This window comes from Rhizobium sp. FG113 (assembly GCF_057809895.1).
Genome location: NZ_JBMDKV010000015.1, coordinates 41618 through 55725 on the forward strand (window position 1 = coordinate 41618; position 14108 = coordinate 55725).

The 14108-nt window shown below is 62.2% G+C and carries 8 protein-coding genes; 2 read left to right on the plus strand and 6 right to left on the minus strand.

Features of this window, described 5'->3' with window-relative positions; translation table 11 throughout:
- Positions 1-212 precede the first annotated feature (212 nt).
- Positions 213-4229 carry an ATP-binding protein gene (locus ACODTZ_RS26410; protein WP_489029315.1) on the plus strand — a complete coding sequence of 1339 codons (4017 nt, stop codon included), beginning with the start codon at positions 213-215 and terminating at the stop codon, positions 4227-4229.
- A gap of 220 nt (positions 4230-4449) precedes the next feature.
- Here the strand turns inward: ACODTZ_RS26410 and ACODTZ_RS26415 are convergent, their stop codons facing one another.
- Positions 4450-6402 (minus strand): acetoacetate--CoA ligase, encoded by a 1953-nt coding sequence (locus ACODTZ_RS26415; RefSeq protein ID WP_489029317.1) that lies wholly within the window; start codon positions 6400-6402, stop codon positions 4450-4452.
- Positions 6403-6563: 161 nt separating this feature from the next.
- Between ACODTZ_RS26415 and ACODTZ_RS26420 the strand changes: the two genes are divergently transcribed.
- Positions 6564-8486, plus strand: a complete 1923-nt coding sequence (locus ACODTZ_RS26420; RefSeq protein WP_489029319.1) for an AsmA family protein — start codon at positions 6564-6566, stop codon at positions 8484-8486.
- On the opposite strand, the gene ACODTZ_RS26425 is transcribed toward ACODTZ_RS26420, so the two are convergent.
- The 5 genes from ACODTZ_RS26425 to ACODTZ_RS26445 all read right to left on the minus strand — a co-directional run bounded on the left by ACODTZ_RS26425 (position 8487) and on the right by ACODTZ_RS26445 (position 14098).
- Positions 8487-9305, minus strand: a complete 819-nt coding sequence (locus ACODTZ_RS26425; protein ID WP_209232729.1) for an ABC transporter permease — start codon at positions 9303-9305, stop codon at positions 8487-8489.
- Between the two features lie 3 nt (positions 9306-9308).
- Positions 9309-10220 (minus strand): ABC transporter permease subunit, encoded by a 912-nt coding sequence (locus ACODTZ_RS26430; RefSeq protein ID WP_018898484.1) that lies wholly within the window; start codon positions 10218-10220, stop codon positions 9309-9311.
- A gap of 4 nt (positions 10221-10224) precedes the next feature.
- The gene (locus ACODTZ_RS26435) at positions 10225-11367 is read right to left on the minus strand and encodes an ABC transporter ATP-binding protein (RefSeq protein WP_489029322.1); all 1143 of its coding nucleotides are present in this window, start codon (positions 11365-11367) and stop codon (positions 10225-10227) included.
- Positions 11368-11448: 81 nt separating this feature from the next.
- Complete coding sequence (locus ACODTZ_RS26440) at positions 11449-12546, minus strand: polyamine ABC transporter substrate-binding protein (RefSeq protein ID WP_047508327.1); 1098 nt, start codon at positions 12544-12546, stop codon at positions 11449-11451.
- A 142-nt stretch (positions 12547-12688) separates the two neighbouring features.
- The gene (locus ACODTZ_RS26445; RefSeq protein ID WP_489029324.1) at positions 12689-14098 is read right to left on the minus strand and encodes a helix-turn-helix domain-containing protein; all 1410 of its coding nucleotides are present in this window, start codon (positions 14096-14098) and stop codon (positions 12689-12691) included.
- Positions 14099-14108 lie beyond the last annotated feature (10 nt).

Below are 14108 nucleotides of genomic sequence, written 5' to 3' on the forward strand. Positions count from 1 at the left end.
GGTGTTTGCTCCTTTTGTCTCGGCATCGTGAAAGCCTCGTTTGTTAGGTAAGCATCATATAGCGCATCTTATTGTGCAGTGCAACATGATTGTGCGGCGCAACCGACGTTAACCTTTTCGGCCGAAAGCCATTGGTCGTGCTGGACCGGTTTGCGCCCTGTCGTTATTAATAGACCGTTAATTTGCCAGGCCCGAAGACTAAAGGTCCGCTGATGCCCGCAGTCCAATATCCGTTCATCGACATCGCCGTGCATCCGCGTGTACGGGAGCACTTTGCCCGCGGGGAAGCGCTGGTGCTTTTCTCGGCGGACCTTGCGCGGGCGCTCTGGGCGAACGGCGCGGGCGCCGAGCTTTTCGGGCATGCGGCCGTCTATGATCTCCTGGATCAGGGCGTCAATCGCGGCGATATCACCTATCGCCAGCTGGAAGTGACCGCTCGCCAACTCTCGAGGACCGGCGATACCAGGAACTTCATGATCCGCATCGCGCAGGGTTTCCAGCGCGTGGCCGTGCAGGCGTCCGTTGAACTCATTGACGTCTCGGGTGAAGCCGCGGTGCTGGTCTCATTGCCGGTCGCGACGCGGGCGCTGTCGACGGAGCAGTCGGCCTCGCAGATGCTGAAGGGGCTCGACGATCCGGATACGCATATGGCCGTCATTGGCGGCGAAGGCGAGATCGTTGCCGCCTCCCCCGGCTTTTCATCCCTCGGCGTGACGCAGCCGACGGCCAAGGCGCTGGCGACCATGGCCGGCGCGCATCCGCACGGGCTGATCAAGCGACCGGTCGCGACTGGCAAGGGCTACCTGCCGGCCGCCGTCGGGCGAATCAGCAGCGAGCCCGCGCTTTACCTGCTTTTCGCGGTCGAGACCGTGCTCGGGCGTCTGGACCCGACGGATACGCCGGACTTATCCACAAGCCCCGTTAACCATACGGTTGTCGCGCCGGCCTCGACATTCGCCGACGCGATCGATGCCGTCGCCGAGATCGAGGATATCGAGGACGCGCCGGACGAGAGCATTGCCGACGACAGCGATATCACGGAGGCTTCGGCGGTTGCCGCCGAGGCATTCGAGGCAGAGGCAGTGCCCACCGGCGACGAAGCCTTCGAGGCAGGCGTGATCGAGCCTGATACGGCGCCCGTCTTGGATGACGAGACGCACGGATTCGGCGATGTCGAGACGCTGGCGGATTCCGATCCGGAGCCAGAGACATTGCTTGCGGCAGACGATGCTGCCGACGATATCGATGATGAAGAAACGCCTGTAGCTGCCGAGGAGACGGCAGCGTCCGACGATGGCGAAGCCGACGAGGCATTCCATCCGGGCGAGACGGTTGCCGATGACGACATCGCAGCCTTCGAGCCGGATGATGTGAGCGCTGAGCAGGTGACTGCTGCCGAACTGGCCGATGGCGAGCTTGCGAGCGACGATGCCGTGGTCGATGAGGCGGCGGCACAGGCGCCCGAGACCCACGTCGCCGATCTGGATGATGAGGCCGAAGTAACACCCGCCGTTGCGGAAGTTGCGACCGAAGCCGCGCAAGCAACAAACGAGAACGGTCGCTTTGTCTTCAAGCCGAACAGCCGGGCGACGCGTTTCGTCTGGAAGATCGACGCCGAAGGTCATTTCAGCGAGGTTTCCGGCGAATTCGCGGAAGCGGTTGGCCCGCATGCGGCAAACATTATCGGCATTGCCTTCAGCGATGTATCGGCGCTGTTCAATCTCGATCCCGAGGGTAAGATTTCCGAGGCGCTGGCGCGTCGCGACACATGGTCGGGCAAGACCATTCACTGGCCTATCGAGGGTACGAGCCTCGCCGTGCCGGTCGACCTGGCGGCGCTGCCGACCTATACGCGCAGCCGCGAGTTCGACGGCTTCCGTGGCTTCGGCGTCGTGCGCCTCTCCGACGCGGCGGAAGATCCGCTGGCGCTCGGCCTGACATTCGGCCCGGATGGCATTGCCTATGACGCCGCCGCGCTGGATCAGCAGGACGACGAGACCGTGGCGGATGAGCTCGCGGAAGAGACGCGTGCCGAGGACAACGTCGACGAAGCGCCCGTTTCCGTGGAGACGCCGGACGCTGCCGATGCGGCCACGTACGATTTCCTGGCTGAGGAAGAGCATTCCGTCGAAGACGATACGCCTGCGCCGGCTCCAATGCAGAGCGTGCAAACACCGCGCGCCGAACCGCCTGTCCTGCGCATCGTCGAAACGCCGAACCGCCGACTGACCGACAAGATCGTGCAGCTGCATGGCGTCGGCCCCGGCCTGACGAACGCCGAGCAGGCGAATTTCCGCGAGATCGCCAAGCGCCTCGAAGCATTTGGCGTGAATACGCCGGATGAGGATGGCGAGGCGAAGCAAGCGGCTGACGAGGCGCAGAAGGCGACCGACGAGGCACCGCGCACGGACCTGATCGACGACCAGGCAGCGCAAGGCGATGAGGTTGTTGCCGAGACGGCGGATCAGCACGAGGACAGCGGCGAGGTCTCGGGACCGGATGAAGCTGAGCAGCCGGTATCCAGCGACACCGCAGACAGTGATACCGTACTCGGTGACGCCGAGGTCCCCTCCTCTGCCGAGCATTCGGCGGACGAGCCGCTTGACGATACGCCTGTTGCGGCCAATGACGACAGCGACGACGTGACCGAAGGTCTTGAGGAAACGGTCAGCCAGATGGATATTCTGGCGAGCTTCATTCCGCCGCGGGTGAAGATGACCGATGGTTTCTCGGCAGGCATGATCGATCAGCTGCCGGTTGCCGTGCTCATTCATGCCGGCGATCAGCTCATCCATGCCAACCCCGAGTTCATGCGCCTAACGGGCTACCGCTCGCTGCAGGATCTGGCCGATGTCGGCGGCATCGATGCGCTGCTGCAGCGCGACGACATTGCCGACGCCAGCGCGCGCCATGACGGCATGATGCTCGTCACCATGGAAGACGACCTCGTGCCGGTGTCGGCGCGGCTGCAATCGATCCGCTGGGAAGACAGCACGGCTTTGATGCTGGCCTTGATGCTTGTCGTCAGCGAGCGGCCGGCGCCTACCCCTGAAGTTGCTCCTGCTATCGACGGACGCGCAGCCGACCGCATGGTCGAGAAGGTCGCCAAGCTGCAGGTGGAAGTCGAGGAACTGCGCTCGATCCTGGAAACCGCGACCGATGGTGTCGTGGTGATCGGCGCAGATGGCGACATCCGCTCGATGAACCGCTCGGCCAGCGCGCTCTTCAACTATGACGAGGACGACACGCGCGGCAAACCTTTCGTGATGCTCTTCGCGCATGAGAGCCAGAAGGCCGTGCTCGACTATATTAACGGCATTTCCAGCCACGGTGTCGCGAGCGTCCTCAATGACGGGCGTGAGGTAATCGGCCGCGAGGCATCGGGCGGTTTCGTGCCGCTGTTCATGACGCTCGGGCGGCTCACCTCCTCCAGCGGCTACTGCGCCGTGATCCGCGACATTACCCAGTGGAAGCGCACCGAGGACGAGTTGCGCGGCGCCAAGAGTGCCGCCGAGACGGCCAACGCCCACAAGACCGATTTCCTCGCCCGCGTCAGCCACGAGATCCGCACGCCGCTCAATGCCATCATCGGCTTTTCCGACATGATGGCCGGCGAGCGCTTCGGGCCGATCGGTCATCCGCGTTACGTCGAATACGCCAACGACATCGGCCGCTCGGGCCGGCATGTGCTCGATATCGTCAACGACCTGCTCGACATTTCGAAGATCGAAGCCGGCGAGATGGATCTCGATTTCGACTCGATCAATCTCAACGAAGCGATTTCGGAAGCCGTGGCGCTGCTGCAGCCGCAGGCAAACAGCCAGCGGGTGATCATCCGCACGGCGCTTTCGCATGCCGTTCCAGATGTGGTCGCCGATCTGCGCTCGATCAAGCAGATCGCGCTCAACATTCTTTCCAACGCCATCCGCTTCACGCCATCGGGCGGGCAGATCGTCGTATCGACCTCCTATGAGATGAATGGCAGCGTCGTGCTTCGCATTCGCGACACGGGCGTCGGCATGACGCGTAGCGAACTCGACCAGGCGATGAAGCCGTTCCGCCAGGTCTCGACGCAATCGCGCCATCGTGGCGAAGGCACGGGCCTCGGCCTGCCGCTCACCAAGGCGATGGTCGATGCCAACAGGGCGATCTTCGCGATCAGTTCGACGCCCAATGAAGGGACGCTCGTCGAGATCGCGTTTCCGTCGCAGCGGGTTCTGGCCAGCTAAGAAAAAAGGCAGCCGAGGGGCTGCCTGAGAGTTTGGGTGCTGTTCAACAAGGGCTTAGGCGATCTAACATCATGTTGCGGGAGCAAAGGCTCCAAGCTGCCTCGTTCATATGCAGCCCCAAGTTACATTTACCTTTGACAAGGCTTTCTTAACGAAAGGTTGCCGGAGCCACGAAGCTCTGCCCGGTCATATATTGTAGTTTTTCTATCATTTTAACTATTCAGACGCGCAGCTCTTCGATTCTTGAAAACAAATCAAGGGCTTCCGGATTGGCGAGCGCTTCCTTGTTCTTCACCGGCCGGCCATGCACGATCTCGCGAACGGCGAGTTCGACGATCTTGCCCGACTTGGTGCGCGGAATATCGGCGACCGCGATGATCTTGGCGGGCACGTGACGTGGCGAGGCGCCGCTGCGGACTCGCGCTTTGATTGACTTGATCAGCTCATCGGTCAACGCAACGCCTGGCACCAAGCGAACGAAGAGAACGACCCTGACATCGTCATCCCAATCCTGACCGATGCAGAGCGCCTCGGCGACCTCGGGCATCTGTTCGACCTGATTGTAGATTTCCGCCGTGCCGATGCGCACGCCACCCGGATTGAGCGTCGCGTCCGAGCGGCCGTGAATGATGATGCCGTCATGCTCGGTCCATTCAGCGAAATCGCCGTGGCACCAGATGTTGTCGAAACGCTCGAAATAGGCGGCGCGGTATTTGGCGCCATCGCTGTCGTTCCAGAACATGACCGGCATGGACGGGAAGGCCCTGGTGCAGACAAGTTCGCCCTTTTCGCCGCGCACGGGATGGCCGTTATCGTCCCAGACATCCATGGCAAGGCCGAGCCCCGGGCCCTGGATTTCGCCGCGCCAGACCGGCTGCAGAGGATTGCCGAGCACGAAGCAGGAGACGATGTCGGTACCGCCGGAGATGGAGGCGAGCTGAATGTCCTCCTTGATGCCCTCGTAGACGAAGGTGAAGCCTTCGGGCGACAGCGGCGATCCGGTCGAGGTCATGAGGCGGAGGCTGCTCAAGTCGTGCGACCTGCGCGGCGTAAGACCGCTCTTGCGGACAGCATCGATATATTTCGCCGAGGTGCCGAAGACCGCGAACTGCTCGGCTTGCGCATAGTCGAAGAGCACATTGCCATCGGGCGCGAAGGGCGAGCCGTCGAAGAGGCAGAGCGTGGCGCCGACGGCGAGCCCCGATACCAGCCAGTTCCACATCATCCAGCTGCAGGTGGTGAAATAGAAGAGCTTTTCGCCTCTTTCCAGGCCGCAATGCAGGCGATGCTCCTTGAGATGCTGCAAAAGCGTGCCGCCGGCCGAATGCACGATGCACTTGGGCACGCCCGTCGTGCCCGAGGAGAACAGGATGTAAACAGGGTGCGAAAACGGCAGACGCAGGAATTCGACCGGGCGGGCGGGATAGTCGGCGATGAAGGCCTCCAGCGTTCGGGCACCGGATACTGCCCCCGCGACATCGTCGGCATCACCCGCATAGTGCACGATGATGGTGGGAACGCCGAGTTTCGCTGCGACCGCTGCCACCTTCTCCTTGATCGCCTGCAGCTTGCCGCCATACCAATAGGCATCGCAGGTGACGAAGAGCTTCGGCTCGATCTGGCCGAAGCGATCGAGCACACCCTGCTCGCCGAAATCGGGAGAACAGGAGGACCAGATCGCGCCGATCGAGGCGGCTGCGAGCATGAAAGCGACTGTTTCGGGCAGGTTCGGCATCATTGCCGCCACGCGATCGCCTGATGCGATGCCCTCGTCGCGCATGGCCTGCTGCAATCGCGACACCTGCTCACGCAGCCGGTCCCAGCTCCAGCGGTCCTCGACCTTGTCTTCTCCGCGAAAGATGATCGCGTCACCGGCCCCTTCGCCCGAGAGCAGGTTTTCGGCGAAGTTCAGCGTCGCGTCCGGAAAGAAGCGGGCGTCGAGCATCACTTCGTCGTCGACAAGAACGCGCTCGCCGCGCTCGCCCTTGACCGCGCAGAACTCCCAGACCGCCGTCCAGAATTTGGCGCGGTCGGCGACGGACCAGGCATGCAACTCGCCATAAGTGGACAGGGAGAGACCGAGGTCCCGATTGCACGTCTGCATGAATGCGAAGATGGGGCTCGCTTCAACCGAAGCTCGCGAAGGGATCCAGAGTGGCTTATCGTCACGCATGCAGAACTCCTCTTGTTGCCAACCTATATAACACGCCATGAAGACGGATAAAGATGGCGATCGACCGGGTCGCCAGGCTATATATTTGCAACCGCCCGGCATTTGATATATCCGGAATTTCAGTACATTAACGGGCAGATGTCGAAAGACTGGCGAAACGCATGGGTACGTCCCGACCACCGCCGCGGCGGATAAAAATCAGGCCCGTCTCTCGTTGGCTGCCGGGTGTCGCCCGCGTCGCGACGATCTCGCTGCTGGTCTTTCTTGCCGTCTTCGTTTCGCTTCGGGTGGCTGGACCCTATGTGATCTCGACCGGGCTCGTGCGCTCCGGCATCGAGGACAGGCTCTCGCGTTGGACGGGCTATAATGCTGAGATCTCCGGCCGGCCTGTCATCGAGTTCTGGCCAACCCCGCGCATCACCATCAACAAGATCGCGGTGCGCCAGAAGGACGTCAACAACAAGCTGCTTGGAACCATCGAGAGCATCTCGGCCGAGTTCAGCCTGATCGATGCCTTCAGGGGCAAGGCGAGCTTCCACGAGTTCCATATCCTGCGACCAAACCTGCTTTTGACCCGCGAGCGCGATGGCACCATCGACTGGACGAATGACGGCCAGCTGGCGCAAGCGATCGCCGGCGCGCAGGAACAGAACGGCGAGGAAACACTCGACACGACGCTGGATGCCGATATCGGCACCATCACCGTCGAAGACGGCACCTTGAACGTGACCGATGTGGCCAGCGGCAAGACCTACCGCTTCGACAGCGTGAGCGCCGATATTGGCTGGCCACGTCTTTCGAGCCCGATCAACGCGGTTCTGATCGCGCGAATGAACGATCTCGACATCAAGCTGGACTTCTCCTCGCGCAGCCCGCTGCTGACGTTCGGCGGCAAGAACGCACCGCTGAGGGCGGCGCTTGCCTCCAAGCTGGTGAACGCGAAGTTCGATGGCGTCGCCAACATCGCGCACCTGTTCAGCCTGCAGGGCAGCATGTCTCTCGGCGTTCCGGATCTTCCCGCGCTGCTGACATGGGCCGGGCGGGCACTGCCGGATGCCGCGACGCTGAAGGCGTTTTCCATCGACAGCGACGTGGTCTCCGCGGCAAACGGCTTCCGTTTCGACAATGTGAGCCTTGGCATGAACGGCTCGAGCGCCAGTGGCGCCATGGATGTGAGTTTCGTGCCCGGCAAGCGCGCGAAACTCGGCGGAACGCTGGCCTTCGACCAGATCAACTTCAAATCCCTGTTCGATGCCTTCGTGGTGCGGCTGGTGGCCGGCGAAGACCATGGGCCGCCAGACGGCGGAGCCTTGCAGCAGCTCGATCTCGATCTTCGGCTATCAGCCAAACAGGCCGACCTTGCGCCCTTCAAGCTCGCCAATGTCGGGGCCAGCATTATCGTTTCCAGCAACGAGGCGCGGTTCGATATCGGCGACAGCCAGTTCGAAGGCGGCGCGCTGACTGCTCATATCGAGACCAAGCGCGGCGACTTCGATGGCGGCGGGAAGCTGCAGATGTCGATCCGCGGCGCGGATTTCGCCAGCCTGATCGAGCGCCTGAACCTCAAGGGTCCGCTGCCGCTCGCAACCGGCTCGCTCGACCTCTCCGTCAGCACCACACTGCCGATCTGGAAGGCGGGGCCAGGCGATGTAACAGGCAATATTCATTTTCGCGCGCAATCAGGCTCGCTGCCCGGTTTCGATTCCGAGGCGGTGCGCAGCGAAGCGGCGAAGGCAGAGTTCTTTGCGCTGAGCGCCGTCTCGCATCGCGCCTTCGCGTTCGATCGCCTGGATATCGCGGCCGATCTCGATGACGGGGCTGCGCAGATCAAGCGCGGCCGGATCGAGGGTCCGCAGGAAACCATCACGCTGTCGGGTGTCATTCCCTACAAGTCGAGCGGGCTTGCCCTCTCCGGCAAGATCATTGCCACCGATCCCGCCAGCGACGCGGCCTTTCCGGTGCTGCCGTTCTTCGTCGGCGGCTCATGGCCGGATCCGGTGCTTTCGGCGCTGCGAAACAACCAGCAGCCAGGCAACCAGCAGCCGGGCAACCAGCAGCCGCCGCAGGAAGGCGCTACGAAATAATCACGGTGCGTTGGCCGCCGCCCGCTCATCCCTCTCGCGCTGCAACTCGCGCCGTTTGGTGATGACGGATGTGCAGATGACGCCGACCGCGACGATGCCGATCAGGATGGTGCAGACCGCGTTGATCTCCGGAGTGACGCCGAGGCGCACCTGGCTGTAGATCTTCATCGGCAGCGTGGTAGCACCCGGACCGGACGTGAAGCTGGCGATGACGAGATCGTCCAGCGACAGGGTGAAGGCGAGGATCCAGCCGGACGCCACGGCGGGCGCGATAATCGGCAGAGTGATCTCGAAGAAGGTGCGCACCGGCGGCGAGCCGAGATCGAGCGCGGCCTCCTCGATCGAGCGATCGAAGGTCAACAGACGCGACTGCACGACGACGGCGACGAAGCACATGGTGAGCGTCGTATGGGCCAGCGTAATGGTCCAGAAGCCGCGGTCGAGGCCGATTGCCACGAAGAGCAGCAGCAGCGACAGGCCGGTGATGACCTCCGGCATGACCAGCGGCGCGTAGACCATGCCGGAGAAGAGCATGCGGCCGCGGAAGCGCGTGTAGCGCACCAGCGTGATGGCGGCGAGCGTGCCGAGGATGGTCGCGGCCGTGGCCGAGAGCACACCCACGCGCAGCGTCACCCAGGCTGCATCGAGCAGCGCCTGGTTCTGGAAGAGCGACACATACCACTTGGTAGAGAAGCCGCCCCAGACGGTGACGAGTTTCGATTCGTTGAACGAAAAGATGACGAGCAGCACGATCGGCAGATAGAGGAAGGCGAAGCCGAGCGTCACGGAGGCGACGTTGAAGCGGGTCCATTTCATCATGGTCTATCTCCCCTGCTCGTCGGCCTTGGCCTGCACATTCTGGAAGAACACGATGGGGATCACCAGGATGAGAAGCAAGATGGTGGCCACGGCCGAGGATACCGGCCAATCGCGGTTGGAATTGAACTCGTTCCACAGCGTCTTGCCGATCATCAGCGTTTGCGATCCGCCGAGCAGATCGGGGATGACGAACTCGCCGACGGCAGGGATGAAGACCAGCATGCAACCGGCGACGACGCCGGGAAGCGACAGCGGGAAGGTCACGCGCCAGAAGGCCGTTATCGGCGGGCAGCCGAGATCCTGCGCCGCCTCGATCAGCGTGCCGTCCATCTTCTCCAGCGAAGAATAAAGCGGCAGCACCATGAACGGCAGATACGAATAGACGATGCCGATATAGACGGCGATGTTGGTGTTGAGGATGATCAGCGGACTGTCGATGACATGCAGCGACTGCAGCAGCTGGTTCAGCAACCCTTCGGGCTTCAGGATGGCGATCCAGGCGTAAACGCGGATCAGGAAGCTCGTCCAGAACGGCAGGATGACCAACATCAAGAGCGTCGGGCGGATGCTGCGCGGAGCATTGGCCATGCCATAGGCGATCGGATAGGCGATCAGCAGCGTCAGCAGCGTGGAGATGCCGGCGATGATGACGCTGGAGAGGTAGGCGTTGAAATAGAGCGGATCGTCGATCAGGTAGTGATAATTGTCGAAGGAGAAGCTTGCGATCTTGTCCCAGACATCGGCCCAGCTGTCGGAGAAGGAGAAGGCCGGATCATAGGGCGGCATGGCGATCGCCGTCGTCGACAGCGAGATGCGGAAGACGATGAAGAACGGCGCCAGGAAGAAGAGCAGCAGCCAGACGTAGGGTACGATGATGACGAGGCGGTTGTAGACGGATGATCCGAGCTTGCCCATGGCGTCAATCCTTCAACAGAACGCCGGCGTCCTCGGCGAAGGTGACCCAGACTTCCTGATCGTAGACGAAGGGATCATCGACAGCGCGCTGCGCGTTCAGCGACGACGCCTTCACCACCTTGCCGCTCTTCAGCTTCACATGGAAAACGGTCATGTCACCGAGATAGGCGATGTCCCAGAGCTCGCCCGAGGCGGCATTGATGCCGGGATTGGCCGGCGGGGTGCGCGTGACCTTCAGCTTTTCGGGACGGATGGCAAAGCCGGCGGGGCTGCCGACAGCCAAGGGCTCCGCGCCCGACAGCTTGATGGTCAGGCTCTCGTCGATAGCGATCTCGACGCCATTGGCATTGGACGCCATGACCTTGCCGTCGAAGATGTTCACGTCGCCGATAAAATCGGCCACGAAGCGGGAGTTCGGGGCCTCATAGATTTCGGCGGGCGTCGCCACCTGGATGACCTTGCCGTGGCTCATGACCGCGATGCGATCGGCCATGGTCATCGCCTCTTCCTGGTCGTGGGTGACGACGACGAAGGTGAGACCGAGGTTCTGCTGCAGGTCCATCAGCTCGAACTGGGTTTCCTCGCGCAGCTTCTTGTCGAGCGCGCCAAGCGGTTCGTCGAGCAAAAGCACCTTGGGGCGCTTGGCAAGCGAGCGGGCGAGCGCCACGCGCTGGCGCTGGCCGCCGGACAGCTGGTTCGGCTTGCGGGAGGCGAACTTCTCCAGCTTCACCATCTTCAGCATCTGCAGCACGCGTTCGCCGATCTCGTCCTTGGCCATGCCATCCTGGCGCAGGCCAAAGGCGATGTTCTTTTCGACCGTCATGTGCGGGAAGAGCGCGTAGGACTGGAACATCATGTTGACCGGCCGCTTGTAGGGCGGCGTTCCGGCCAAATCGGTACCATCGAGGATGATTTCGCCGGAGGTCGGCTGCTCGAAACCAGCCAGCATGCGCAGCAGCGTGGACTTGCCACAGCCGGATGCGCCGAGCAGCGCGAAGAACTCGCGGTGATAGATGTCGAGAGACAGGTCGTCGACGGCGGTGAAATCACCGAAGCGCTTGGTGACGTTCTTGACCGAGATGAACGGCTTGGCGGCCGGATCGGCCCAAGGCGCAAAGGAACGGCGAATATTGCCGAGTGACTTCATGATTTTTCCCCGAAAACTGACCTGATCCAATGCGCCACTAAAAGAAATGCCCGAACCATCAGGTTCGGGCAGATCAGTGCATTACTGACCGGTGACGACTGTCGTCCACAGTCGCGTCACGGCACGCTGCGCTTTCGCATCGAGCGGCGGAACGGTGAAGAGCTTTGCCATGACCTCGGGCGTCGGATAGATCGCGGTGTCTTCGATCACTTCCTTGTCGAGCAGCGGCTGCGATGCCTTGTTGCCGTTGGCGTAGAAGACGTAGTTCGATGCCTTGGCAGCGACCTCGGGCTTCATCATGTAGTTGATGAATTCATGCGCTTCTTCGACATGCGGCGCATCCTTCGGAATACCGAAGACGTCGAAGAAGATCTGCGCGCCCTGGTTCGGCACCGAGTAGTCGACCTTGACGCCGGAGTTGGCTTCGGTCGCGCGGTCGCGGGCCTGGAACACGTCGCCCGAGAAGCCGAGCGCGATGCAGATGTCGCCATTGGCAAGGGCGCTGATGTATTCCGACGAGTGGAACTTGCGCACGAAGGGACGAACGGCCATCAGCACGTCCTGCGCCTTCTTCAGGTCTTCCGTCTTCGTGCTGTTCGGATCGAGGCCGAGATAGGCAAGCACGGAGGGGATGACGTCGGTCGGGGAGTCCAGCATGTAGATGCCGCAATCCTTGAGCTTGGCGGCCTTTGCCGGATCGAAGAGCGCATCCCAGTTGGGCTTCTCATCCGTGCCGAGCGCTGCCTTGACCTTGTCGACGTTGTAGCCGATACCGGTTGTGCCCCACATGTAGTCGACGCTGTATTCATTGCCTGGATCGAAGGACGCCACACCCTTGGTGACCACGTCCCACATGTTGACGAGGTTCGGCAGCTTCGACTTGTCAAGCTTCTGGTATACGCCCGCCGCGATCTGGCGCTGCATGAAGGATACCGTCGGAACCACGACGTCGTAGCCCGTGCCGCCGGCCAGAAGCTTGGCTTCCAGCGTCTCGTTGCTGTCGAAGGTGTCGTAGACGACCTTGATGCCGGTTTCCTTGGTGAAGTCTTCGAGGATGGAACTGTCGATATAATCGGACCAGTTGTAGACATTGACGACGCGGTCCGCGGCAACGGATGGCGTGATCGAAAGCCCAGTCACGAGAGCCGTGGCCGCGAGCTTTACGAGAATTGACCTCATGCTATCTCCTGCTTTTTGTTTGGGCACCGTTTTCCGCGGATGCCCTCCCTCTGGTTTTGGTTGCAGACTAGAAAGGATTTCTGGAGCCGACAAGCGCAAAATCCTGCACTCTCAATGATTTCGCTGTGACTAAAGACCGGAACTAAAAGTCGAAGTTGCCAAGGCCCGAGACCATCTCATCGAGCCCCAACGGGCGTGTGACAGGCGGCTCGGCGCGCGAGAGACATCCGCGCCTTTCGCAGAGACGACAGCCGGAGCCTGTCGTGATCGCCTTTTGCGCGGAAACCGCCCGGCCGTAGACTGTCCCCTCGCCTGCCGAAGCATCACAACCGACGAGAAGCGCCGTGCGGCGGACGCGCTCGCCGAACGGCGCGTTCGGCCCCTCCAGCGTGCGGGATATGGTGAGGTAGCGGTTATTGTCCGGCATCTCGACCATCTCGGCCAGGATCTGTCCGGGCTGCAGCAGGGCGACATGGACGTTGAGCTTGGGACAGTCGCCACCGAAGCGCAGATGCGGGAAGCCCTGCGCGCCCGACCGCCGCAGCCGATGACCGGCGCCGTCGATTTCCATGGTGAAGAAGGAGACCGCCGAGGCGCCGGGGCGCTGCAGCATGGTCAGCCGGGTTGCCGCCTGCGCGAAGGAGACGTTGAAGCGTACGCGCAGGATATCGATGTCGTAAGACGCCGTCTGGGCCGCCGCCAGGAAGGGCGCGTAGGGCATGGTCAGCGCCAGCGCCGCATAGCGCGCGAGCTCGAAGCGGGCGATGCGCCTCGCCTCTTCGGTGGACAGCATCAGGCCTTCGAGCTCGCCCACGATCGCCTCGCGCAGCGCCAGTGTGGCGACTTCGATTGCGATCTCCTGCGCCTGATCGGCCGGCGACAGGCGCTCGGAAATGAAGAGCCGCATGGAGTGACGATCGAAACGGCGGCGGAGATCCGGCATGACATGGATGGGCAGAACGCGAACGCCGATGCCGCGCTCGGCGCGCAGCCACTCCTTGAATGTCGAGATGATATCGCGGGGATCGGAGAGCGCATGCAGGAACGCTTCCGCCGCCGTTTCGATGCGCGGGAAATAGGCCGAGCGGCGCTCCAGCACGTCACGCACTTCATCGGCCGGCAACCGAGCACCCGACAGCGGAACCTGCCCCTCCCCTGCACTCAGAAGCGTAAGATCGGACAGGCGCGCCGCCTGTTCCCTGTAGGCGCGGTAGAGCTTGATGACGCCGCTTGCCGCATTGGGTGCCGCTTCCGCGACTTCGACCAGTTCCTGATCGCCAGGCAACTCGCCCGATAGCAGCGGATCGGCGAAGACTTCCTTCAGCTGAGTGAGACTGCCGCCGCTTTCGGCGCGCAGCTCCTCCAGATCGACCTTGTAGACCGCCGCGAGCTTTAGCAGCAGCTGGACGGTCAGCGGACGCTGGTTGCGCTCGATCAGGTTGAGATAGGACGGCGAGATTTCCAGCGCCTCGGCCATCGCCGCCTGCGTCACACCGAGACCGTTTCGGATACGACGAACCTTGGGACCTGCAAACATCTTGCGCTCAGCCATGTGACAATCC